We start from the raw sequence: 24,782 nt of genomic DNA on the forward strand, positions 1-24,782 counted from the left end.
CATGCCACAAGTTCCTCTCCAGACGACCCAGACGCAATTTGGCCAGGTGCACGCGGCCTACGACAACGCGAGCGCCTCTCCCGATGCGTTCGGCGCACAAATCGGCGTGGCGGCGCAGCGCATCGGAGCCGCGACCGATCAGGTGTCAAACACGATGGCGCAAGCGGCTGTCGCGTTTCAGGGCCTACAGAACGAAACGCTCGCGAAGAACGCTGATATTCAACTGGCGTCGAAGCTGACCGATCTGCAGTTCGACCCGCAGAATGGCTATGGCACGAAGCTCGGCAAAGACGCGGTGGATGGCTATCAGGACTATCAGCAGTCCGTTCAGCAGGCCTATCAGGACGCCCGCTCCGCTCTGCCGAACCCTGCCGCTCAACGCATGTTCGATAGTGCCGGCGTGAAGCGGGTCGAATACGCTCTGTCGAGCGGCGCCCAGCACGCGGCCCAGCAAAACAAGATCTGGCAGGTCGGCACCGCTGATGCGCGCGCTAACTTGGAGATGAATACTGCCGCGAACTATTACAACGACGATAACCGCTTCGGACAGGCGGTCGCGACCATCAAGGATGAAGCGCTGCAGATGGGTGAGTTGCAGGGCTGGTCGCCGGAGCAGGTCGCGGCGAAGCAGTCCGACTACGTCAGCAAGGCGTGGCAGCAGCGGATCATGCGCTATGCACAGAACGATCCGGTCGCTGCGCAAAACATGTACAGCGATAACCAGCAGCAGATCAGCGCTGCGGACCGACCGAACCTTGAGCACTATCTGAAAGCGAATGTGCGGCCGGTGCTCGCGCGCAACATCGTCTCGAACATCATGCAGGGTGGCGCGACGATCAATGGGTCCACGATCGACGCTCTGCACGCAGCAGTTCAAAACGCCGAATCCAGCGGTAACCCGTCTGCTGTCGGCCCTTATGTTGCTGGGCAAGGAACCGCAAAGGGCGACATGCAGGTTATGGATGCCACCAACTGGAGTCCCGGTTACGGCGTTCGTCCGGCCGCTGACAACAGCCCTGCGGAACGCTCGCGTGTTGGCAACGACTATCTGGACGCGATGGGGGCGCACTACGGCGGCGATCAGACGCTTGCGCTGGCGGCATACAACTGGGGCCCCGGCAACGTTGACAAGCTGGTTCAGGCATCCAAGGCGTCTGGGGTGCCGCTCAATGACGCTTCGTTGGTTGCGAAAATGCCGGCGGCGACGCAGGCTTATATCTCGAAGATCAACGCGGCCGTACCGCCTAAGGCCGGCACTCCGCCGACAAGTGATGACCCTCGCGCGCATCTCGCCGACTGGCAGGATCAGGCCAGCACGCTCGCTACAAGCCTTTACCCGAACGACCCCACATTCCGCGATGCAGTCGTCGGAAATTTGTTCAACGAGACGAACAAGATTGTGGCCGGTCAGCAGGGTCAGCAGATGGCAGCGCGTGACTCGCTTGTTTCGGCTGCGATCGGCTCGAGCGGCAGTGGCAAGCCGACAACTCTGAGCGACCTTCTGTCCACGCCGGATATGAAATCGGCTTGGGCGATGCTGCGCCCCGAGCAGCAGGTCGGCATCATGGACCTCGTCGACCATAACGCGAAGAACACGGATCCGCCCGTCAATCAGGCGTCGCTCGCGACTTTCTACAAACTGAAGGGCGAGGCAGCGAACGATCAGACGGCGTTTGCGAATGAGGATCTGACGAAGTATTTCGGCCAGCTGCCTCACAGCATGACCGAGCAGCTCATCAACCTGCAGGCCGCCGCGACCGGCCGCGCTGAGCGAGACCAGACGAAGGCCTTGAACCTCGAGCATGCGATGGCTGTCGCGCGCGCGCCCCTTCAGGCTGCTGGCGTGCATATCCCGACGGCGAAGGATTCGCCGGACAAGGCGCAGGACTACAACACGTTCACCGGTCGCCTGTCGCAATCGCTCGATGACTTCTATTCGGCCAACAAGCGCGCACCGAATGACGGCGAGCTGCGGGACATGGCCAATGGTCTGTTGCAGCAGGGCGTCGACAGCAGCAAATCGTCGGGCCATTTGTGGTGGTCGGGCCCTGCGCCAGCGCGTGCCTTCCAGACCGATCCGGGCAACTTCCAGATTCCCGCACCAGATACCGAGAGGGCGAAGATCGTCGGCGCCTTCCAGCAGGTGCATCCGGGCCAGACGCCGAGCGACACCGTCATCAACCAGATCTATACGCAGTCGCAGCTCACGGCGAAGAAGCCACGTGGCGGCCGTGCAGCATCAGCGCCGGTGACCTCGACCGTCGATAACCCCTTCGCGAACGACCGTTAATGCCAGATTACGCCGACATCATCCAGTCGATGGAAAGCGCGACGCCGCAGGGCACCACGCCTGCCGCGGCGCCTGCCGCTCCGCAACCTGCAGAGAGCGCTAATCCATACGCCGACATCGTGCGACAGATGGGAGATGCGACGCAGCGCACCGCCACCGACAATCTGCTCGCAGCTCAGACCTCGAAGCCAGACACGGCGGCACGCGCGATGCAGGTCGCGCCGCAGGTGGGCGTGCCTGCGCCGGCCGTCGAAGCCAATCTGCCGATGTACGAGCAGCAGGCGCAGCTGCAGCAGAACCGCCAGATCATGCAGACGAACCCTGTGCTCGCCCAGTGGGTCGCAGCGAACCCGCCGGCGGCACGGGTGGCGCAGGACGACTTCGATAACCTTGACATGGTATCGAAGGCGCTAGCTTCCCTGAAAAGCGGCGCGGTGTCCGCGATCGCGCAAAACCAGCTCGGCCGGCTATATAACACGAAGCAGGGCGCTGGCGTGGCAGGTATGGCGACGCCTGACACCGACCAACAGATCAAGCAAGCCGAAAACACACTCGCGCAACAGCCGCACGCCCAAGGCCTGTATGGAACGGCCCAGACCTTTAGCTCGTTCGCTGCGGGTCTAATCGACAACATCGTTTCCGGCGCACCCGAAGCTGCAGGCGGCGCGGCGATCGGTGCCGGCGCAGGCGGCATCGGCGCTATCCCGGGCGCGATCGCTGGCGGCATTGTCGGCATGAAGGCTGACATGGCGCGAGTTAGCGCCGGCCTTACCTACCGTGCACTTACAAACGTGCGCGATGACGGCGGCGGTGAGCTGTCCGAGCCATCCAAGCAGATCGGCGCATTGATCGCGGGCGCGCTTACCTATGGCGTAGCCGGCATTGGTGGCGGCGCGGCGGCAAAGGTCGGCAGCGAAGCGATTGCGCCTTTCGTCTCCGAAGCGGTCAGCCAAGCGATGACGCGTCCGACGGTTGCTGCGGCGCTCCGCACGGCTACGCTTGCGGCGGCCAAGGGTGGTGTGCAAGGCGCGGCATTGAATGCGGCCATGGACGGTGCGCAGATCCTGGGCGAAGAAGCCGCAAAGCAGATCAGCCCAGGCGATTTCCATACCGTTTTCAACGATGACGCGACGCGCCAGCAGGCGATCACGCGGCTAGCCGACGCCGCTGAGTCGGGCGCGTTGTTGTTCGGTGGCATGCACGGCGTCGGCGCGGGCGTGCACTTCGCCGGCGACATGCTGAAGGTGCGGCAGGCCCAAGCCGACATGCAGAATTTCCAGCAGCTGCAAGACGGCGCGGCCGACAGCGCGACGCGCGCACGTTCGCCAGACGCATTTGCCAGTTTCATGCAGTCGCAAACAAACGGCACGCCGGTCGAGAGCCTGTTCGTGCCCGCCGAGCGCATCGCTCAGCTGTATCAATCGAAGGGCGTCGATCCGACCACCGGCGCCGATCCACTGTTCGGCTGGATGCCGGACATGCGAAAGCAGATGGACGAAGCGCTGCCGCTCGGCGGTGACGTGGTTATTCCGACGGCGGATTACCTGACGCACATGGCCGGCACCGACGTGTCGCGCGAGCTGCTGCCCGACATCCGCGTGCGGCAGGACGGCATGTCGCTCAACGATGCGAAGACTTTTCAGCAGTCGGCGACCGACGGCCTCGCGCGCGACGCGCAGCAAATGGTCGGCGTCGATGATCCGGTTCGCCAGATCTATGACGACATCACGAAGCAGGCACAGGACGCCGGTTACACGCCGGATGCCGCGCAACAGTACGGGTCGCTATTTGCAGCCCGCTATACAGCCCGGGCGGAACGGCTCGGCGTTGACCCGATGCAGCTGTATCGCGAGGCCAGTGTCGAGATTCGACCCGGCGATGCGCCGGAGCATGCTTCGTTCGAACAATCTGGCAAGAGCCGCAGCGGCGCGGAAGCGCAGCGCGCGCGGCTCGAAGAGTCGGACCCGTTCCTCGGATTTCTGGGTAAGCACGGCGTCGCGCTCGATCACAAGAGCGATATCACTGGCGAGAAGGGTCGCGCCGGAAATCGCCTGATCCCAGGCTATGGGCCGATGTTCCGCAAGAACGGGGTGGCGCTTGATGACCTTGCGCAACGGGCCGTCCAGGAGCACTACCTCACGAAGGCCGACATCGACGCGGAAGATGATACGGGCGGTACACGAAAGCTCGCGGACATGATCCAGCGGGCCCACGGCGGTGAGGCGATTTTCCCGATTGATCGGCAGCACGAGGAAGCGCAACGTCGCGTGGCTGAGGAGTGGGAGAATCATCAGCCGGAACCGACCGGTATCGCCGACCTCGAGCTGAAACCCGAGGATTTCGCCGATGCGGGTCTTTTCGAAGGCGAAGCCGATCCGCGCGCCGTCGATTCGCTCGTTGCCGCGCTGCGCGACAAACTCGGTGATGACGACGCTGAAGCGAAGCTTGAAGAACTCGCGAAAGCCCATGAGAATAGTGGTACCGGCGATTTTGCCGACGCTCTCAAATCGGAACTGAGCAATGGCGAAAACAAAGCAGAACAGCAAACCGAAGGAACCGGACTTGAAGGATCTGGACCTGTCGACGATTCCCGGCATGGACAAGCTGACACCGGAGCAGCAGGCGGCGACGGTGAAGGTGGCGGCGGCGCTAATGGCGAAGCACAACGCGAATCGTCAGGCGAAGGACAGCGACGAGGCGTAGCCAATTCCGCTCCCGGCGACGGTGTTCGCGGCAGCATCACATTGGGTAACGGAAAGGCGCTGATCGAGCTGTTCCGCGCGCGCGATCTTTCGACGCTGCTTCACGAATCGGGTCACCTCTGGCTCGAAGAGTTGCGAGCCGATGCCGCGCGACCAGACGCGCCGAAGCAGTTGCGCGATGACTTTGCTGCCGTCCGCGCGTGGATGGGCCTGGAGGGCGATGAGCCGGTGAAACCCGGCTTCGTTCGTATGTACCACGGCGGCACAGAGTACTCCGGTGGCTCGCGTTGGCTAACGCCCGATCGCAGATACGCCGAGGGATATGCAACGAAGGACGGCCGCACGGAAAAGGTCTACTACGTCGACATTCCCGAAGACAGCCCCCACCTGAAGAAGGCCTTCGACGACGAGGGCACGTCCTTCAAAGCGCCTTACATTCACTTCGACGCGCCGGAAGACATTGCTAAAAATCTCCGCGAATCGAAGGAAGCCGGCGGTGACATAAAGGTCGAGCACCACGAGCAGTTCGCACGGGCCGCTGAAGCGTACTTCATGGAAGGCAAAGCGCCCAGCAGCGCGCTCGCTTCCGCTTTCTCCAAATTCAAGTCCTGGCTGACCGCGATCTATCGCTCGGTTTCCCAACTCAACACGCCGATCAACGACGATATCCGTGGCGTGTTTGACCGCCTTGTCGCCACCGATCAGGAGATCGAGAACGCGCGGCGTGCGCAGCACTTGCGCGCGGCGTTCGACGATCCGGCGACCGCAGGTATGACGGAGCGCGAGTTTGCCGAGTACCAGAAGACCGTTGCGAGCGCTGGTACGGCCGCCGACAGCGCGCTGCTGCCGAAGGTCATGGAGCACGTGCGGAAGAAGCGCACGACCGACTATGAAGCCTATCGCGCCAAGGTGAAGGCTGAAGTCACACGGGAGGTCGATGCGCGTCCGGACATTGCCGCGCTTGAGACGTTGCGTACCGGGCAGCTGAGCGACGGCGCCGAGGGCATCAAGATCGGCAAGCTCTCGGCGAAAGACATCGACGCGGCGTACGGCGAGGGCACGTCGGAAAAAATGCCGAAAGGCACAACAGTCAAGCGCGGCGGCGTCCATCCGGACGACATGTCCGACGTGCTCGGGTTTGGCTCCGGCAACGAGCTGGTAAAGGCGCTGACCGCGCTCGAGCAGCAGGAACGCGATATCCGGCAGACGCCTGACGAACGCCGCACCGCGCGCCAGTACATCATCGACCGCCGCACCGACTTTCGCATGTCGGAGGAGCGACCGGACATTCTGACAGACGGCTCGATACGCGATGAAGCGATCGACGCTATCCACAATCAGGAGATGCAGAAGGCGCTTCAGATCGAGCTGCGCGCGCTCGGCCGGCGGATCCACCAGGAGGCGTTTTCCGCTGACGACGTTCGCCAGTGGGCGAAAGACCAGATTGCCGGAAAGACAGTGCGCGACGTGCAGCTGACGGGCAAGTACTCCCGCGCGGAAGCAATCGCTGCGCGCCGGGTCGAGCAGGCGCTCGTTGATGGTGACCACGCCGGCGCATATGCGGCGAAGCGTCAGCAGGTTCTCAATCATCATCTGTTCGTTGCGGCGCGCAACGCTGCCGAAGAAATCCAGTCGGGCGCGAAGGAACTGAACCGATACGCGGAAAAGCGCACGATCAAGGGCATCTCGCAGGAGTATCTCGACCAGATCCACGCGCTGCTCGACCGTTTCGACTTCGGCGATGCGTCCCAGAAGGAGATTGGCCGGCGGCGCTCGCTGCGCGAGTGGGCCGATCGCAAGCAGGCTGACGGCGAAGAGATCTACGTGCCGACCGAGCTGCTGAACGAGGCCTATCAGAAGCATTATTCGGAGCTCACGGTCGACGAGTTCCGAGGCCTGCGCGACACCGTCGAAAACATCGCGCACATCGGCAAGCTGAAGCAGACGCTGCTTGACGGGGCCGACGAGCGCGACTTTGATTCGGTCGTTGCTGAGGCCGTCGCCACGGCCGACAAGCTGCCGGCAAAGAGCATCCCGCTCGAGCGAAACCCGGGCGAGGGCGGCCGAGGGCTCGATCGCGTCAATGCGAAGTGGCTGAACGCCAAAACCAGCTTGCGCTCGCTCGACGCATCGATGCTCAAGATGGAGCAGGTGTTCGACTGGCTCGACGGCCACGATTCCAACGGCGTGTTTAACCGCGTGGTGTTCCGCCGCCTGGCTGACGCTGGTGTCCGCGAAAACGATCTGCGCTCGTACGTTGTGAGCCAGATGCGCGCGCTGCACGACAAGCTGCCCGCCGAGGTTACAAAAGACTGGCTTAACCGGTACGAGCTGCCCGAGCTGAAGGATTCCCGCACTGGCGAGCCGTCACGCATGCTCAAGAAGGACATCATCGCGATGGCGCTGAACGTGGGCAACGACAGCAACTTCGCGAAACTGATGGAAGGCGAGGGCTGGACGCGCCAGTCGATCTGGGCCGTCCTAAATCGGCATCTGACGAAGCCAGACTGGGACTTTGTCCAAGGATCGTGGGACCTGATCGAAACGCTTTGGCCGCATATCGAGGCGATGGAAAAGAGGCTGTCCGGCGTTGCTCCGGACAAGGTCCGGCCGACCGAAGTCGCCACGCCTTTTGGGCGGTACCGCGGTGGCTACTACCCGGCGATCTATGACCCGCTGCGTGCGTACGATGTCGAGCTGAACCGTCAGCGCTCCGGCGATCGCCTGTTCGAAAACAACTACACCCGCGCGACGACCGACAAGGGGCACACGATCGAGCGGATTCAGGACTACTCGCGCCCGTTGTATCTGAACCTCGACGTGCTGCCGCGTCACCTGACCGGCGTCATTCATGATCTAGCCTATCGCGAAGCGATCATGGACGCCGATCGCTTTCTCGGCGACGAGCGCGTGCGCGAAGCAGTCGAGACGACGATGGGGCGCGAGATATACAAACAGTTCCGCCCGTGGTTGCAGGCAATCGCCAACGACAAGGTGTACGACCAGCGCGGTCTCGCGTGGTGGGACCGTGCCGCGCATTTCGCGCGGACCAACGCGACCATGGTCGGCCTCGGGTTCCGTTTCACGACCATGATGATCCACGGCGGTAGCGCGCTGTCGAACTCGATCGGCGAGATCGGCACGCGTTGGATGATGTCCGGCATTCACGCATTCGACACGCCGGCCAAGTGGGCGGCAACTCGCGACTTCGTGTTCGAGCGATCTGGCGAGATGCGCAACCGTATGAACGAGGTTGATCGCGACGTGCGCGACGCGCTGCGTGAAATGGAAGCCCACGGCAACCGCAACCCAGCGCAGAAGGCATACGACGGCGCCCGCCGGTTTGCGTACTACGGCATCTCGATGCTCGACATGGGGTCAGCGATGCCGACGTGGGTCGGCGCGTACAACAAGGGCCTGCACGAAGGACTCTCAGAGCAGGACGCTGTCTATTCGGCTGATAAGGCGGTTCGCAACGCGCACGGCGGTGGCGGCTCCAAAGACCTCTCAGCGATCCAGCGCGGCCCCGAGTTTCAAAAGCTTTTTACGATGTTCTACAGCTTCTGGAACCACTTCTATAACCGGCAGCGCGATATCGGTCGTCGTGCGGGTCAGGCGCTCGATGCCGCACGCCAAGGCGACTATCGGCAGGCAAGGGGCGATTTCGCAATGGTGATGGCGCGGTCGTGGTTTTACTTTGTGATTCCCCAGCTTGTGCACGCTGCCCTCAAGCCCGCGGCGAGCCAGAAGCAAGCAGAGCAGCAATCCTGGCCTACTTGGGCGGCCGAAGAGATCGGGCTAGGTCTGATGTCCGGCATTCCGGTGTTTCGCGATATCGCCAACTCGGCAATGTCCGGTCGCGACTACGAGGCGACGCCGGCCGCGCAGATGGTGAACAGCGTCCTCAAGTCTGGCAAAGACATCGCGGCCGCAACCGGACTATCCGATCACGACGTGTCCGACAAGTGGGTGAAGCATGCGGTGCAAAACGCTGGATATGTGTTCGGCCTTCCGACAGGGCAAGTGTCTGGCAGTGCGCAGTTCGTCTGGGACTGGGCGCACGGTGACCAAAACCCGAAAGACATCTCGGACTGGCTGCACGGGCTCGTCTACGGCAAAGTGAAGGAGTGACATGACTATCTCGAGCACCGCCAACAAGGCGATCCGCTACGGCAATGGGGTAGCGACCAGCTTCCCGTACGGCTTCCTGATCCCGAACCAGAGCCAGCTGACAGTGATCGTCACTGATCCACTGGGCAACCAGACAACGCTCTCTCCGTCTCAATACAGTGTCTCGGGCATTGGCAACAAGACCGGCGGCGCGGTGACCTACCCACTTTCCGGTGCAGCGCTGGCAGCGCTGTGGTCGATCACGATCCTTCGCACGCTGCCGATCGTTCAGCAGACGGACATCGTCAACCAGAACGGTTTCTATCCGGATGTAGTCGAGTCTGCGATGGACTATCAAACGATGACGCAGCAGCAGCTAGCTGAGATACAAAGCCGCTCGCTCGTCTTTCCGGTTGTCGACGACCAGACTGCGATCAGTCCGGTGATGCCGGCGGCGGCGGTGCGCGCCAATAAGGCGATGGCATTCGATGCTCTTGGCCAACCAACCGTGATGGTGCCGGTCTCGGGCAGTGCGGCTGATGTTCTGATTATGCTGGCGGGCTCGGCTGGCTCCTCCATGGCCGGCTTCATACAGTACGGCGTTGGCGCGATTTCACGCACCGCGCAAGACGAATTGCGGAACGTCATCAACGTGGCGCAATTTGGGGCTCTCGCAAACGTAGCTTCCGATCAGGCTCCCGCCATTCAGCTCGCAGATACGGTCGCCACTGCACTGGGATGGGAACTCGAATTCGAGAAGGGCCAAACCTATCACGCAAGTGAGCTCTATCTTTCTTCGCCCCGTATTAACTTCAACGGTGCCACGCTCCTTAAAACATCAACGACCAGTCTGGGATTTGTGAACTGGGGCAACGCCGCAAACAAGACTGTAGGCATCACTGACGGCCTTGTTCGCAATGTCACCATCGACGCAAACGGCCAGAACAACGTTGTCAATCTTCGCCTTTACGGGAATCACACGCGACCGAAGATCCGGAACCTGCGGCTCTTGAACTCCGATTTTTACGCGTTCGGTGTTGGCTCGCTAACGGGTCCCGGAGACAAGCTCGACCAGATCAACGGTCTCGACATCGACGGCGTGTATGTCGAGTCTTATCGGGGCAACGCCGCGTTGGGCTGGGGTTACAGCATGGGCCTCGAGTTTTTCCCTGGCGTGACGTGTTATGACTGGAACATCCGCAACGTCAAGACCAAAGGCCTCGTCGTCAACAAGGTCCACGCGACGATCGGTGTAAAGCTCCACAACATCGACTGCGAGGCCACCGCGGAATTCAATCCGCTATCGAGCGCGTACTTTGAGATCAACAACTGCGACGACGTGGACGTGTCGTCGACGTGCAGGTTCCGCAAACCAGGCACGACGTACTGGGCTTGCAAGATAGCCGGTGATCGGATCACGGGGTATGGCGGGACCGCGACCAGCAACAATTTCCAGGCGTATGCGGACCAGATGGCGGTCGGCGGGGCCGCGAGCGTGACGCTGGGTAACGATGCGCGGGTAACAGGTAGCTTTAACATCCTCGGGGCGAGCCAGAGCCTGTATCTCAATGGCACCTTTACTGGCGAGATTGCTACTGCAAATGGGCAGACCCTCGCCACCCTGGATATGACCGGTGCGCGGGCGCAAATTCTTCGGCTTAACACCGGCACCATCACTAACTTCCGCTGGTCTGGCGGCCGCTGGTCGATGAACGGGAACAACTCACAGTTCATAGGTGTGACATCCGCGCGCATTACGCACGTCGAGATTCTGCTGACAGGCGCGCCGCAGCCCTATGCCATCGATGTTGACGGTACGACTGCAACAGATTTCCGACTGTCCCGATGCACGATGGATGGCGCTGGCACATGGAACAGACCGCTTTACATTTCAAACGGCGGGGTGATGCGCGTCACTTCGAACGACATCACCAATTTCACATCATCGACGTTGCTCGCATCGGGCAGTCAGGCGCTCACGACCGTTGCGAACAATATGGTCAATGACGTGCTCGTTCCTTAAGGGGAAGGCAAATGGACATTCCGGATTTCGAATTGGTTATGCAGTTGGCGGCGCCGTTGGTAGGGGCGAAAAACGCTGCCGGGCTGCTCGCATTGCGCGATCAGCATGCGTCGCAGACCGGCGACGAGTTGCAGTTTGCGCTTTACGACCGCCTGACGGAACTGGCGCAGCAGGCGTAATGCGGCCCACGCAGGCTTAGGGCGAAGACAAGCAAAGAGTCAATAAACGCGCGGGGGATAACGAATGGAAGATAAACGAAACCTGACCGATGAGGACGTAGCCGCGATCGCGAAACAAATCGAGGACGGAATCCTTCAGCGCTTCCAGCTCAACGTCGGACGCGGCGTACTGGCGATCGCGTGGAAGTGGATTTTGACGGGGCTTGTCCTGCTGGCCGCGTACGGTGCCGGCGGCGGCTTCAAGAAATGGGGGGCGTGATGTCAATTCGCCCCGTTTCATACTGGCGCACCGCGCACAAGCGCAACAGCGTACGCGCGCTGATTGTCGGCATAGTCGCGCCGCTTCTGACCGCCATATGGTCGACGTTGCCCGAGAGTATGGTCAGTCGTCTTCCGTTGTGGGCGGCGCTGCTCGTCAGTGCAGCGATTGCAGCGCTCGGCCTGATCGGCGCATACACGAAGCAGGGAGGCCTTGATGGCTGACGTCAAGCGTACGGGCCGACGCTCACTTGCCGCAGTCGTGGGCGCTGCGTGTGCCACTGCTTGCATCACTTTTACGAGCTCGCATGAAGGCGTGTCGCTCAAGCCCTATGACGATCGACTCGCTGGCAACGTACAGACCGTGTGCTTTGGTGAGACGCAAGTCGAAATGCACCTCTATGCGTTGACCGAGTGTAAGCAGATGCTCGATGGCAGTCTGGCTGGCTATGCCGATGCGGTGCGCACCTCGACGCCCGGTTTCGATTCGCTCACGCAAGGCCAGAAGGTCGCGGCAATTGACCTGGCTTACAACGCCGGCCTCGCCAATTACCGCGGCTCGACATTGCGCCGACGTTATATCGCCCGCGACTTTCCCGGCGCATGCAATGAGTACCTCAAATGGCGGTTCGCTGGCGGCCGCGATTGCGCGATCGCCTCGAGCGGCTGCTCCGGAATCTATCGCCGTCGCGTCGCCGAGCGCGCGGCTTGCCTTGGAGAATGATATGTCGCCGTATCTAATCACCGGCTTGGCCGCGGCCCTTTTCGGAGTCGCTATCGGCGTCGGCGGCGCGCATGAGTTTGATGCGAACCACTATGGCGCGCAGCTCGGCGCTGAAAAGGCCGCGCATGCTCGGGACAACGAGCAACACGCCAACGACCTGAACGCCATATCGAAAACCGCGCTCGATGCAGAGCAACGCGCCATCGATGCCCACACCGTGGCTGAAGGAAAGATCGCCACGCTCGACGATCAACTCATGATGGAGAAGCAAGCCCATGAAGCCGACAACGCTAAAAATCGTGCTGCTATCGCTGACGGTACTCGCCGGCTGCGCATCGCAGTGTCCAACTTCCATCCAGCCAGTGGCAACCAAGCCAGTTCCGCCGCCAGCGCCAGCGGCGTGGGCGATGGTTCCAGTGGCACAGCCGAGCTATCACCAGCGTTTGGAGCTGCTCTTTTCGGAATCGTCGACGATGCCGACAACGACGCCCGCGAAAAAGTAGCGTACCTGCAAGGCTATGTGTGCACGATCCGGCCGGAGACGGACAGTTGCATGCATTGATTGACGTTCCTCGAGGAGAACCAGATGCAAGAATCCGATAACACAGTGCCGTCGTGGCCGTTCAGGGCCAGTGGCAAAGGGCAGGCGATCGCAGCGACGACCACCAGCGCCAAGATTACAATCGCGGCCGGTGAGTTGCTCGAGGGAGCGCTAGTTGCGAACTTGTCTTCGTCATGGGCATGGGTAAGCTTTGGGCAAGGCGGCAGCGCGACGGCGGCATTCCCCACCGCTGGCAATCCTAGTCCCGGCGTCCCTCTCGCGCCCAGCTCCGCGATGACGGTCCGTCCACCTAGCGCACCGTCCGACTCAAGCGCGCAGGATGCCATTTTCGACACCGTAGCGGTGGTGCTACAGTCAGGCACCGGCACGATCCTTGTCACTCCGGGGATCGGCCTATGACGGCCATCAAGAACACAGCCGGGGGTGGCCATGGCGTCCCGCAGATCATCGCGCAGTCCGCTGTTTCGTCGTCGGTAACTGGGACGCTCGCCGAAACCACGCTTGCCACGATCGCACTGCCGGCGCTTCAGGCCAATAGCATCGTTCGGATCACGCATGATCATACCTTTACGAACAATGCGGATACGAAGACCATCACGGCGCGCATCAACGGCACCAGCGTGGGTGCCTACAACATTGCGTCCAACGCGACCTCGTCGATGCAGCGGCGCCTGGCGAATCGCAATTCGAAGAGCTCGCAACTTGTTACACCGGCGACCGCAGGCACGTCGTTTGGATCATCGACGTCGGGCTATCTGACGGCAACCATCGATACGTCGGTCCCGACGACGTTGACTCTGACCGGCACGCTGGCGAACGCGGCGGACACGATCACCCTCGAAAGCTACATAGTGGAGGTTTTGAACCCATGATTGCGATCCCTGTGGCGACCGACGATAACGGCACGCTCTACCCCTCCGATCCGATCCCGCCGGACGCGATAGCGGTCGTGTGCGACGGCACGAACTACACCGTCTATCAGCCGGGCGACACGCTTCCGTCTGTGGCGCCCCAATGAAAAAAGCCGCCTTTAGGCGGCTTTGCTGTTTCAGAGGCGTGCCGCGATTGCCTCGGATGACTCGCGGTAATAGACCTGTTGCAGGATGCGCAGGTCTTTGTGTCCGCTGATCTTTGCCAGTGTCATCACGTCGACCTTGCGCGAGAGACGTGTGAGCGCCTCGGCGCGCGAGTCATGGAAATGCAGATCCTCGATCAGCAACTTGTCGCGGGCCTTGCGAAAGATCGCGTCGAGAGTCCCCGACGAAACGGTAAAGCACTTCTCACGGGACGCAACCGGGCGCAATAGCCGGATCGCATGCTTCGATAGCGGCACCTCGCGCGGCCTGCCTGTCAGGTATTGCATCTTGTGCTCGACCACCGCGACGCGCCGCGTCAGGTTGAGAGTGCGCGAACCCAAACTCAATATCTCGCCCGCGCGCATCGCCGAGCGCAGCCCAACCAGAAACGCTAGAGCCACCTCCTGACTTTTCGTCACCGGCGCATGTCCGCTTCGATAACCCAGCGCGCGACAGATCAGCCTGACCTCAGGCGGCGACACGCGACGTATCCGAGGCGGCGTATCGGCTGGCAACCGGAAGCCGTCAAACGGGCTGTGATCCAGCCAGTGCCATTCCTTTCGGGCGATATTGAATGCATTACGCAACCAGTTGATATCCCGCTGAACGGACGCAGGGGTGACGCCTGATACCTGCTCGCCGTCAGGATCAGCGAATCCCTTCAGGCGCGCATCCCGCCATCTGGCGAGGTCGGGCGTCTTGACTTGCGAGAGCGTAAGACCGGCGATATCGGGGAAGTCTCGAATGAATGCCTGGATGCGCAACACCTCGGCGCGCTCGCCGCGCTTCTGTGGGGAGATTTCCTCCCCATAGCGCTTGAGCATCTGACCGACGGTATGCAGGTCACCGGCCGGCGTGGTTTTTCGCTTGCGGAGTTCAATCTCGCGCGCGCTCGACCATGCTTTCGCCTCGCGCTGCGTGCGGAACACTTTGGAATCTCGTTCGCCCGACACATATACCTGCGCTCGCCAACCGTCTTTGTGCGGGGTGATTGAGGCCATCGTGGGGAGGTCCGTGCGGAGAAAATGGGGACCCGATTATACGAACAATGCCGGTTAACGGCAAAACCGTACTGTATGGATGATCAGAGGAGGGGGATTAAGTGACTGATTTTCCGGGCTTTCTCAAACATCGGGAAAGCCCGGAAATGTGTCTTGGTGCCCAAGAGAGGACTCGAACCTCCACAGTGTTGCCACCGCTAGGACCTGAACCTAGTGCGTCTACCAATTTCGCCACCTGGGCAGGTGATGAACAGCAAAGAACGCCATTATAGCGACAGATTAGAGACTGTCAAGCGTTTCTCAAAACTCACTTAAACATCGTCGTGGCGAGCGTGCGCACGTCCGCGGACAACCGCCCGGCATCTATTGACAGGGCCGCTTGGCGCGCAAGACGGGTGTTAGAATGCCTCGCAGTAGTTCGTTGGCACGGTGCACACGCCCGTCGGACTCAGCCTTGAACGAGCCGGACCCGAGCAGTTTTTTTCTGTGCATTTGCAGGTGCAATTCAAGCGCAGCTGAAGCGCAACCGGAGCGCACTGTAATCGCTTCCCAAGCCGAGCCACATCGCGATCGACGTCCATGCAACGAGAAAAAATCATCGACAAGCCCTTGAGCAAATTTCCGTACCCGATTCCAAGCCGCGAGGAAATCCTCGGCGTTCTGCGCACGAGTGAAGCGCCGCTTGCCGCGAACGACATCGCCGAAGCCCTGTCGATCAAGCGCCAGGAGCGCGAAGGATTTTTCAAGCGCCTCGGCGCGATGGAGCGCGACGGCCAGATCCGGCTCGATCAGCGCAATCTCTATCAGCTGACTCATCCGTCGAACTTCGTCGCGGGCCGTGTGCAAGGCCATCGCGACGGCTACGGCTTTCTGATTCGCGACGACGGCCAGGACGACCTGTTCCTGCCCACCGCCGAAATGCAGAAGGTCATGCACAACGACCGCGTGCTCGCGCGCATCGTCGGTTATGACCGGCGCGGCCGTCCGGAAGGGCATATCGTCGAGGTTACGGATCGCGCCAACAAGCGCGTGATCGGCCGCCTGCTCAACGAGAACGGCGCGCTGATCGTCGCGCCCGAAGACAAGCGCATCGGCCACGACATTCTGATCCAGCAGAACACGAAGAAGGCCAAGGTCGGCCAGGTAGTGGTGGTCGAGCTGACCGATTTCCCGAGCCGTCATTCGCAGCCGCTCGGCCGCGTGGTGGAAGTGCTCGGCGATATCGACGACCCCGGCATGGAAATCGAAATCGCGGTGCGCAAGTACGGCGTGCCGCACGAATTCAGCCAGGCCGCGCTCGACGAAGCCGCGCGCCTGCCCGACGAAGTGCGCCCGGTCGACGCGCGTCATCGCATCGATCTGCGCGACGTGCCGCTCGTCACGATCGACGGCGAAGACGCCCGCGACTTCGACGACGCCGTGTACTGCGAGCCGGTTCAGGTCGGCCGTGGCGAGGGCTTCCGCCTGATCGTCGCGATCGCGGACGTCTCCCACTACGTGCACCCGAAGAGCGGGCTCGACGCCGACGCGATCGAGCGCAGCACCTCGGTGTATTTCCCGCGCCGCGTGATTCCCATGCTGCCGGAGAAACTGTCGAACGGCTTGTGCTCGCTGAACCCGCACGTCGACCGTTGCGTGCTGGTGTGCGACATGATCGTCACCGCGCGCGGCGAAGTGAAGGCCTATCAGTTCTATCCCGGCGTGATGCACTCGGCCGCGCGTCTGACCTACACGGAAGTCGCCGCGGTCCTGAAGAACACCAAGGGTCCGGAGGCCACGCGCCGCGCCGCCTTGCTGCCGCAACTGCAGAATCTGTACGGCGTCTATAAATCGCTGTTCGCCGCGCGCCAGAAACGCGGTGCGATCGACTTCGATACGACCGAGACGTACATCGTCTGCAATGCGCAGGGCAAGATCGAACAGATCATTCCGCGCACCCGCAACGACGCGCACAAGCTGATCGAGGAATGCATGCTGGCCGCGAACGTCTGCGCGGCCGACTTCCTCAAGCGCAACAAACATCCGGGGCTGTTCCGCGTGCACGCCGGCCCGACTGCGGAAAAGCTCGAGAATCTGCGCACGTTCCTGCGCGGCATGGGCCTCACGCTGGCCGGCGGCGACAAACCGCACGCGAGCGACTACGCGGCATTGATGGCGCAGATCCGCGAACGGCCCGACGCGCAGATGCTGCAAACCATGCTGCTGCGCTCCATGCAGCAGGCGGTCTATAGCCCGGACAACATCGGCCACTTCGGTCTCGCTTACGAGGCGTATGCGCACTTCACGAGCCCGATTCGCCGTTATCCCGATCTGCTCACGCACCGCGCGATCTACGCGATCCTGCAGGGCCGCAAGTATCAGCCCGAGCCGCCGCAAGGCGTCGAGTTGAACACGGCGCTCTCGCCGCGCGCTCGCGCCATGCAGCAGGCCGACGACGAAAAACGCGGCCGCGTGCGTGGCAACAACGTGGCCATCTGGGAAGAGCTCGGCCTGCATTGCTCGGCCAACGAACGCCGCGCCGACGAAGCCTCGCGCGACGTCGAAGCCTGGCTGAAGTGCTACTTCATGCGCGACAAGCTCGGCGAAGAGTACGGCGGCATGGTGAACGGCGTGACGTCGTTCGGCATCTTCGTGCAGCTCGATTCGCTCTTTATCGAAGGCCTCGTGCACGTCACGGAACTCGGCTCGGACTACTTCCAGTACGACGAGATCAAGAACGAGTTGCGCGGCGAGCGCACCGGGATCCGTTATCGCCTGTCGGACCGCGTGCGCGTGCAGGTGAGCCGCGTCGATCTGGATGCACGCAAGATCGACTTCCGGCTCGTGCGCGACACGCCGATCAAGCCGCCTCTGGTGCGTGGGCCGTCGGCCGACAAGTCATCCGGTGAAAACGGTGGCGCGCGTGTGCGCGCGTTGCCGCCGGTGGAAGGTGGCGCGGCATCGCCGGGCGCGCGCCGCAAGAAGGCCGCGCCCGCGCAAACCGCGGCGGTCAAGGAAGCACGCGCGGCGCGCGGCGCGGCGAAGAAGCACGGCGCCGCGACCAAATCGGCACAGAAGCCGCAGGCACGCAAGAAGCGCTGAAGCGGCCTGCTTGCTCAAACCGCGCGCATCGGGCACATAGCAACGTGCCGGTTGCGCGCGGTCTGCGTTTCATCGCCGTCAGGCATTCGAACACGGCAGCCGCGGCATCGGAACAGAAGCACGCAGGCTCGTATTCATCACAGTAGCGCGCGTCGAACGTGCGCTCAATCAAAGGTTGCATCAGTCATGGCACGTCTCAAGGTTTTATACGGTTTCCACGCAGTGACCGCACGTATGCGGCATGACGCGTCGACGGTCGAAGAGGTCTATTACGACGCCACGCGCAAAGACCGTCGCATGACCGAATTTCTGCACGCGGCGAAAGACGCCGGCGTACGTCTGATCGCCGCCGACGAAACGCGTCTCTGGGGCCTCGCGCATACCGAGCGTCACCAGGGCGTGGTGGCGCGCGCGGGCGACATGCCGCTCGCGCAGAACCTGGCCGAACTGCTCGACGGCATCAACGGTTCGCCGCTGATTCTGGTGCTCGACGGCGTGACCGATCCGCACAATCTCGGCGCCTGCTTGCGCGTTGCCGACGCCGCCGGTGCGCACGCGGTGATCGCGCCGCGCGATCGCGCGGTGGGCTTGAACGCAACGGCCGCCAAAGTTGCAAGCGGCGCGGCCGACACCGTGCCTTACATCACCGTGACGAATCTGGCGCGCGCGCTGCGCGAGTTGAAGGACGCCGGGGTGTGGGTCGTCGGTACGGCCGGCGAGGCCACCAAGAGCCTCTACGACACGGAGCTGGACGGACCGGTCGCATTGGTGATGGGCGCCGAAGGCGAGGGCATGCGCCGCCTCACGCGCGACACGTGCGATGTGGTCATGCAGATCCCGATGGCGGGCACGGTGGAAAGCCTGAACGTGTCCGTGGCGAGCGGCGTGTGTCTGTTCGAAGCGGTGCGCCAGCGGGCGGTGAAGAAGTAATCCCGACACCACCCGCGCTAGTCTGCCGCTCCGGTAAACTAGCGCTTTTTACTGCTTGCCTGCCTTTTCCATGACTCAAGACGAACTCAAGCAACTGGTCGGCCAGGCCGCCGCCGACTACGTGACCGCCACCGTGCCCGAAGGCGCGGTGATCGGCGTCGGCACCGGCTCCACCGCGAACTGTTTCATCGACGCGCTGGCCGCCAACAAGGCGCGCTATCGCGGCGCGGTGTCGAGTTCGCTCGCCACCACCGCGCGCCTGCAAGCGCACGGCATCAAGGTGTTCGACCTCAACGAAATCGATTCGCTGCCGGTGTACGTGGACGGCGCCGACGAGATCGACCACAGCGGCGCGATGATCAAGGGCGGCGGCGGCGCGCTGACGCGCGAGAAGATCGTCGCGTCGGTGTCGGACGTGTTCGTGTGCATCGCCGACGCCAGCAAGCTGGTGGAGACGCTCGGCAATTTCCCGCTGCCGATCGAAGTGGTGCCGATGGCCCGTACGGCGATCGGCCGCCGCGTCACGGCGCTCGGCGGCGTGCCCGTGGTGCGCGTCACGAAGGAAGGCGCGCCGTTCATTACCGACAACGGCAACGAAATCATCGACGTCAAGGGTTTGCGTATCAGCGACCCGCGCACGCTGGAAATGCACGTCAACGCATGGCCGGGCGTGGTCACCGTGGGGCTGTTCGCTGGACGTGGCGCCAATCTGTGTCTGCTCGGCACGGACACCGGCGTCGAGACGATCGAGTACAGCAAGGGCTGAACCACGCTGCCCGAACATCGCGCGCGGGCCTGGATCGACCGGCTCGCGCGAACCTCGAATGCATGACTCGCGTCTTCCTCACTAGCGTGCGGCCTGGCTGCTGACTGCTCACCGCATCCGCTGTCTATATCACCTCACTGAAAATTCCATTCGCGCATCGCCCAATGCTTGTCCCGCAAGACGTTGTGCCGACGCCATGACATCCCCCAGTTTGTAGGGAATGAACGAGTGCCGAAGCGTCGATCGCCGGGCGCATTTGAAGGCGAAGTCATGGGATCCGCAGATTCGCAATAGGCGAACGGCGATGCCTATTATTCGCGAGCTGTCGCGCGTCGAATGTGGGCACGCGCACGCACAGCAAACGTCGCGCCACATACACTCGTTGCTAGGCACAAAAGGCGTCAATTAAAAAACGAGGGGATCATGAAAGTGGCGATCGTGCACGACTGGCTGGTCGCGCCGGGCGGCGCGGAGAGGGCGCTCGAGCAGATCATCGAATGCTTTCCCGACGCCGATCTATTCAGTCTCGTCGACTTCCTCGCAGACCGTAAGCCGCTACGCGGCAGGCCGGTGACGACTTCATTCGTTCAGCGACTGCCGTTCGCGCGACGCCACTATCGAGCTTACTTGCCGTTAATGACGCACGCCGTCGAACGCCTCGATCTGTCCGTCTACGATCTGATTATTACGAGTTCTCCTGCGCTCGCCAGGAGCGTGCCGGTTAGACCGGATCAGAGGCTCGTCAGCTTTGTGCATTCATCGACGCGCTTCGCGTGGGATCTGCAACATCAGTCCCTACGCGAAGCGCATCTAACGCATGGGCCGAAGTCGTGGGCGGCGCGCATCTTACTCCACTATCTGCGCGGCCGGGAATCGCAACCGGCGAACGGCGTCGACCGTTTGATCGCGGACTCGCATTTCGTTGCACGTCGTCTGATGAAAACCTGCCGTCTGGATGCGGCCGTGATTGCGCCGCCCGTCGACGTGCATCAATTCGAATTGTGCGCGCGCAAGGAAGATTTCTATCTGACTGCTTCGCCGATGGTGCCGTACAAGCGCATCGATCTGATCGTCGAAACTTTCAATGCCACACCCCACCGTCGGCTGGTCGTGATCGGCGACGGTCCGGAGATGGCGTCGATTCGTGCCAAGGCCGGTCCCAATGTGACGATCCTCGGCGATCAGCCCTTCGAGGTGCTGAAGGACCATCTGCAACGCGCGCGAGCTTTCGTGTGCGCCGCCGAGGAGGACTTCGGCATCGTCGCACTCGAAGCGCAGGCATGCGGCACGCCGGTCATCGCATTCGGCAAGGGCGGCGCGCTCGAAACCGTGGTGCCGATCGGCGAGGCGCATCCAACCGGCGTGTATTTCGAGCGCCAGACGGTGGTGTCGATGCTCGACGCGATCGATCGTTTCGAGCGGCAGCGCGACCAGATCACGCCGGCGGCATGTCGCGCGAACGCTGAACGCTTTTCGCCGGTGGCATTCCGGCGCGCGTTCATGGCCGAGGTCACGCGGACGATCGTAGCGGCGAGCCGGCGCAGAACAGCAGTTGGGGTCGCTGACATGGTCGAAGGTGATCACGTCAGCGGTCTTTGCATGTTGACGGGACGACGCTAGGCAGCAAGCGGGCGTCTCATTATTCGCATATTGCGAACTTCGCAAGATGCGAATAAAATGCTTTCGTCGTACTGCGGTAAGCAGCAAAATAGCCGTTCGGACTATGCCATCCGGCCGGCTATCGGTGTCGATCCGTCCCGTTTAGCCTTGCACGTAGAGCGCGCACATTCAGCGCGCGAACACGTGCGAGGAAATCCGATGCGGGTCATTTCAAAGAAAGCGTTGCTGGACTTCATAAAGAGACATCCGGGGGCGCGCAGTGCGCTATTGACGTGGTACTCACTGGCGCAGGCGTGCCTCGCGTATGGCTATAACGACCTGAAGCAGACGTTCGCCGGAGTGGACTACGTACCGCCTCAATACACGGTTTTCGACGTGGGCGGCAACCGGTTCCGGATCGTTGCGGCGATTCACTACAACAGGCAGTCGTTATTCGTTCGTCATGTACTGACGCACGCGGAATACGACCTTTGGACGAGGAAGAATCTAAACTCATGAATGCCGATCGCCTTCCGGGAGCTTTTCCCGACATCGCTCAAACGTGGGCCGCGCTGCAAACGCAGTTGCCGATCACGCCCATTCGCAACGAGCAGGATTACCAGACCATGGTGCGGCTCGCCAACTCGCTCGCTGATCATCTGAACGGCAACGAAGAGGATCCGCTCTCGGATCTGTTCGCGATCGTGACCGACCTGATCGAAAGCTGGGAAGCGCACAACGTGACGATTCCAAAAGCGGAGCCCCGCGAGGTATTGCGGCATCTGCTGGAAACGCACGGACTGAAGCAGAAGGACCTGATAGGTATCGCGTCACCCACGGTGGTGAGCGATATTCTTGCGGGCCGCCGCGCCATCAGCAAGAAGGTGGCCAAGGCGCTGGCCGTGCGTTTTCATACCGACGTCAGCGCGTTTCTGTAAAAGGCGCGCAGCGCCGGCCCGGCGCCGCGCGGTACGCGGTGCTGGCCGGCAAGCTTCCCGTTGCTCACCTCGTCCATTCGACACCGAGCCGGCGGCATGTTTCAGGCCGTCGTCTTCGGTACTTGCCGTATTGGTGTCGCTGCGTTTTGCCGAGAGAAATCAGCTCCGAGCCGCGTGTTGCAGGTCGAGACGGATTGGGGCAATCAGAACGCGTTGCGGCCGACAAAGCCCTTGAAGATCGTGATAAACACGATCTTCATGTCGAACCAGAACGACCAGTTGTGAATGTAGAAGAGATCGAACTTGACGCGCGCTTCCATCTTTTCCACCTTGGTGGTGGCGCCGCGATAGCCATTGACCTGCGCCCAGCCGGTGATGCCAGGCTTGATCCGGTAGCGGTGCATGTAGCCGTACACCTGATCCTTGTAGAGGTCGTCGTGTTCCACTGCATGCGGACGCGGGCCGACCACGGACATCTGCCCGAGCAGCACATTGAGAAACTGCGGCAGTTCGTCCAGACTGGTGCGGCGCATGAAGCCGCCGAGCTTCGTGACGCGCGCGTCGTTGCGCGAGGCCTGGGTGAGCTGGCCCTGCGCTTCATGATGCACGGTCATCGAGCGGAACTTGTAGATCGCGAACGGCTGGCCGTCCACGCCCTTGCGCGTCTGACGAAAGAACACCGGTCCCGGCGAGCCGAGCTTGATGCCGATCGCAAGTATCACGAAGAGCGGTGCGAGCGCGAGCAGCGCGGCCGCCGCGAACACGCGGTCAAAGATCAGCTTGGGCCACATCTGCGGCGATGAGAACGGCGTCGCGCTGAGATTCAGCGTCGGTAAACCCACGACATCGACCAGCGCGTGATTGAAAAGCGAGAGGCTGCGTACATCGGGAATGAAGCGCAGATTCACGAAGTCATGCCGGAACATGCGTGTGAACCGGTAGATCGTATGTTCTTCCGACAGCGGCAACGCAAGCCACACTTCGTTCACGTGATCTTCGCGCACCTTGGCGGCGAAGGCGTTCAGATCGGTCAGGACCGGCAGGCGGTTCAGCCGCGCGCCGTACGTCTGAACCGTTTCCAAACCGGTGTGGCAGCTCGTATCGAGCATGCAGACGGGTTTGAAGCCGGCTTGCGGCGCATGTTCGAGATGGGCGAGCAGTGTACGCGCGAAACCCGGTGCGCCGACGATCGCGACGGTGCGGGAATTCATCCCGCGACGCCGCACCATGCGCAGCACCGCATGCACGAGGCACTTCGTAACGATGATCAGTGCGCCGGAAATCAGCGTCGAGTAACCGAACCACAAGCGCGACACCGCATCCATGCGATGCAGCGTGAACGCCAGCACGAGTGCGGTGAAGACCACCACCATCCACGCGGCCGCCACTCTCGCCAACATCGAGGGCAGCGGTTTGCCGCGCCAGGTTTCATACACCCCGAAGCCGGGGAACAGCAACAGCAGGAGGACGCAGTTAAAGGCAATCAGAAGCCGTTCGGTGTCCGACAGCGGGATCGGCGTCGAGAACCGCATCCTGTGAGCGAGCAGCCCTCCCGCAATCACGAAGAGTACGTCGAGGAATCGCGCAGTATTCCTGAACATATTTGACTCTATACATTAGTCAGACGAACCAGAACTTTACTCGACGGTCTCAGCCTGACGCAGACGCGGCAGAAGGCGGTCGAATTCGCGCTTGACGAGGCCGTAGCATTCGCAGGCGCGTGCTTCGAGTCCTTTACGGTCGAGCACCTTGATATGGCCGCGGCTGTGATGGATCAGGCCTTCGTCGTGCAACTTGCCGGCCGCTTCGGTAATGCCTTCGCGGCGCACGCCCAGCATGTCGGCGATCAGCTGCTGGGTCACGGTCAGATCATTCGATGCCACACGGTCCACTTCGATCAGCAGCCACCGGCACAGTTGCTTGTTGAGCGCGTGATGGCGGTTGCAGGCAGCCGTCTGCGCGACTTGCGTGAGCAGGGCGTGCATGTACAGCAGCATCAGGCGGCGCAGGAAGTCAGAGCGGGCGAATTGCTGCTTGAGTGCCTGTGCGCTCATGCGGTAAGCGAAGCCGGCGCATTGCACCTGCACGCGGTTCGGCATGGTCTCGCCGCCCGTGAGCACCGGCACGCCGGTCATGCCTTCGCGGCCGACTGCGGCGATTTCGACCGAGCTGCCGTCTTCCATTGTCGAAAGCATGGAGATGATGGCCGTGGTCGGGAAGTACACGTGATGAATCCGCTGACCGGAGTCGCACAGCAATTGCTCGGTGCGCAGATGAACCAGTTCGAGATGGGGAGCCAGTGCCTGCCATTCATGGGACGGCAATGCGCCGAGCAAATGGTTACCGTGCAAATCGGATTGAAGTGTCAACATGATCGGTCCTCGCGTGAAAGTCGCGCTCCGCGTGACTTTCTGTCTTTGATCCGATGCCCGCATCCCTTATGAACAGCGTGCTGCCTGGCTAGCAGCGCGGGATGAACAGGATCGGCCCCGTATTGGCCTTTGTCGTGCCGCCGCCGTTGTTGTGAATCTCTCTGCGGTGGC

The 24,782-nt window shown here is 61.9% G+C and carries 19 protein-coding genes and 1 tRNA gene; 16 read left to right on the plus strand and 4 right to left on the minus strand.

The genetic code is table 11. The features are described 5' to 3' along the window. The first annotated feature begins 1 nt into the window (after position 1). From B0G81_RS33315 to B0G81_RS43920, 10 genes are all read left to right on the plus strand, one after another. Positions 2–2,290: a transglycosylase SLT domain-containing protein gene (locus tag B0G81_RS33315; RefSeq protein WP_134141407.1), complete on the plus strand. Its 2,289-nt coding sequence runs from the start codon at positions 2–4 to the stop codon at positions 2,288–2,290. Beyond that, positions 2,290–9,123 (plus strand): hypothetical protein, encoded by a 6,834-nt coding sequence (locus B0G81_RS33320; RefSeq protein WP_134141409.1) that lies wholly within the window; start codon positions 2,290–2,292, stop codon positions 9,121–9,123. Before B0G81_RS33315 ends, B0G81_RS33320 begins: the two co-directional genes overlap by 1 nt. Position 9,124: 1 nt before the next feature. Further along, positions 9,125–11,125: a hypothetical protein gene (locus B0G81_RS33325; RefSeq protein WP_134141411.1), complete on the plus strand. Its 2,001-nt coding sequence runs from the start codon at positions 9,125–9,127 to the stop codon at positions 11,123–11,125. A gap of 11 nt (positions 11,126–11,136) precedes the next feature. Then, complete coding sequence (locus B0G81_RS43915; RefSeq protein ID WP_166679101.1) at positions 11,137–11,304, plus strand: hypothetical protein; 168 nt, start codon at positions 11,137–11,139, stop codon at positions 11,302–11,304. Positions 11,305–11,368: 64 nt separating this feature from the next. Then, a complete protein-coding gene (locus B0G81_RS33330) occupies positions 11,369–11,563 on the plus strand; it encodes a hypothetical protein (protein WP_134141413.1) in 195 nt (64 codons plus the stop codon). Further along, the gene (locus B0G81_RS33335) at positions 11,563–11,787 is read left to right on the plus strand and encodes a hypothetical protein (protein WP_134141415.1); all 225 of its coding nucleotides are present in this window, start codon (positions 11,563–11,565) and stop codon (positions 11,785–11,787) included. The genes B0G81_RS33330 and B0G81_RS33335 overlap by 1 nt, the downstream gene beginning before the upstream one ends. Next, positions 11,780–12,286: a glycoside hydrolase family protein gene (locus B0G81_RS33340; RefSeq protein ID WP_134141416.1), complete on the plus strand. Its 507-nt coding sequence runs from the start codon at positions 11,780–11,782 to the stop codon at positions 12,284–12,286. The genes B0G81_RS33335 and B0G81_RS33340 overlap by 8 nt, the downstream gene beginning before the upstream one ends. Position 12,287: 1 nt before the next feature. Next, positions 12,288–12,848 carry a lysis system i-spanin subunit Rz gene (locus B0G81_RS33345; protein ID WP_166679102.1) on the plus strand — a complete coding sequence of 187 codons (561 nt, stop codon included), beginning with the start codon at positions 12,288–12,290 and terminating at the stop codon, positions 12,846–12,848. Positions 12,849–13,243: 395 nt separating this feature from the next. Beyond that, positions 13,244–13,720: a hypothetical protein gene (locus B0G81_RS33350; RefSeq protein ID WP_134141421.1), complete on the plus strand. Its 477-nt coding sequence runs from the start codon at positions 13,244–13,246 to the stop codon at positions 13,718–13,720. Continuing rightward, a complete protein-coding gene (locus B0G81_RS43920; protein ID WP_166679103.1) occupies positions 13,717–13,866 on the plus strand; it encodes a hypothetical protein in 150 nt (49 codons plus the stop codon). The genes B0G81_RS33350 and B0G81_RS43920 overlap by 4 nt, the downstream gene beginning before the upstream one ends. A 30-nt stretch (positions 13,867–13,896) precedes the next feature. Here the strand turns inward: B0G81_RS43920 and B0G81_RS33355 are convergent, their stop codons facing one another. Beyond that, positions 13,897–14,853: a tyrosine-type recombinase/integrase gene (locus B0G81_RS33355; RefSeq protein ID WP_243856680.1), complete on the minus strand. Its 957-nt coding sequence runs from the start codon at positions 14,851–14,853 to the stop codon at positions 13,897–13,899. Positions 14,854–15,079: 226 nt separating this feature from the next. Next, positions 15,080–15,166: transfer RNA gene (locus B0G81_RS33360), tRNA-Leu, on the minus strand. Between the two features lie 338 nt (positions 15,167–15,504). On the opposite strand from B0G81_RS33360, the gene rnr reads away from it, so the two are divergent. The 6 genes from rnr to B0G81_RS33390 all read left to right on the plus strand — a co-directional run bounded on the left by rnr (position 15,505) and on the right by B0G81_RS33390 (position 22,239). Beyond that, the gene (gene rnr / locus B0G81_RS33365) at positions 15,505–18,006 is read left to right on the plus strand and encodes a ribonuclease R (protein WP_134141428.1); all 2,502 of its coding nucleotides are present in this window, start codon (positions 15,505–15,507) and stop codon (positions 18,004–18,006) included. 186 nt (positions 18,007–18,192) lie between these two features. Further along, positions 18,193–18,936 (plus strand): 23S rRNA (guanosine(2251)-2'-O)-methyltransferase RlmB, encoded by a 744-nt coding sequence (rlmB, locus tag B0G81_RS33370; RefSeq protein ID WP_134141430.1) that lies wholly within the window; start codon positions 18,193–18,195, stop codon positions 18,934–18,936. Between the two features lie 70 nt (positions 18,937–19,006). Continuing rightward, positions 19,007–19,702 (plus strand): ribose-5-phosphate isomerase RpiA, encoded by a 696-nt coding sequence (rpiA, locus tag B0G81_RS33375; protein WP_106283640.1) that lies wholly within the window; start codon positions 19,007–19,009, stop codon positions 19,700–19,702. 423 nt (positions 19,703–20,125) lie between these two features. After that, positions 20,126–21,322, plus strand: a complete 1,197-nt coding sequence (locus B0G81_RS33380) for a glycosyltransferase (protein WP_134141433.1) — start codon at positions 20,126–20,128, stop codon at positions 21,320–21,322. Positions 21,323–21,379: 57 nt separating this feature from the next. Then, positions 21,380–21,820 carry a type II toxin-antitoxin system HigB family toxin gene (locus tag B0G81_RS33385; protein ID WP_241974614.1) on the plus strand — a complete coding sequence of 147 codons (441 nt, stop codon included), beginning with the start codon at positions 21,380–21,382 and terminating at the stop codon, positions 21,818–21,820. Continuing rightward, the gene (locus B0G81_RS33390; protein WP_106283637.1) at positions 21,817–22,239 is read left to right on the plus strand and encodes a transcriptional regulator; all 423 of its coding nucleotides are present in this window, start codon (positions 21,817–21,819) and stop codon (positions 22,237–22,239) included. The genes B0G81_RS33385 and B0G81_RS33390 overlap by 4 nt, the downstream gene beginning before the upstream one ends. Before the next feature lie 203 nt (positions 22,240–22,442). Here the strand turns inward: B0G81_RS33390 and B0G81_RS33395 are convergent, their stop codons facing one another. Together B0G81_RS33395 and B0G81_RS33400 are read right to left on the minus strand one after the other, a co-directional pair. Continuing rightward, positions 22,443–23,840 (minus strand): undecaprenyl-phosphate glucose phosphotransferase, encoded by a 1,398-nt coding sequence (locus B0G81_RS33395; protein WP_134141437.1) that lies wholly within the window; start codon positions 23,838–23,840, stop codon positions 22,443–22,445. A 36-nt stretch (positions 23,841–23,876) separates the two neighbouring features. Continuing rightward, entirely contained in the window at positions 23,877–24,611 is a 735-nt protein-coding gene (locus B0G81_RS33400) for a Crp/Fnr family transcriptional regulator (protein ID WP_006048767.1), read from the minus strand. Positions 24,612–24,782: the final 171 nt, after the last annotated feature.

Source organism: Paraburkholderia sp. BL6665CI2N2 (genome assembly GCF_004366535.1).
Lineage (GTDB): Bacteria > Pseudomonadota > Gammaproteobacteria > Burkholderiales > Burkholderiaceae > Paraburkholderia.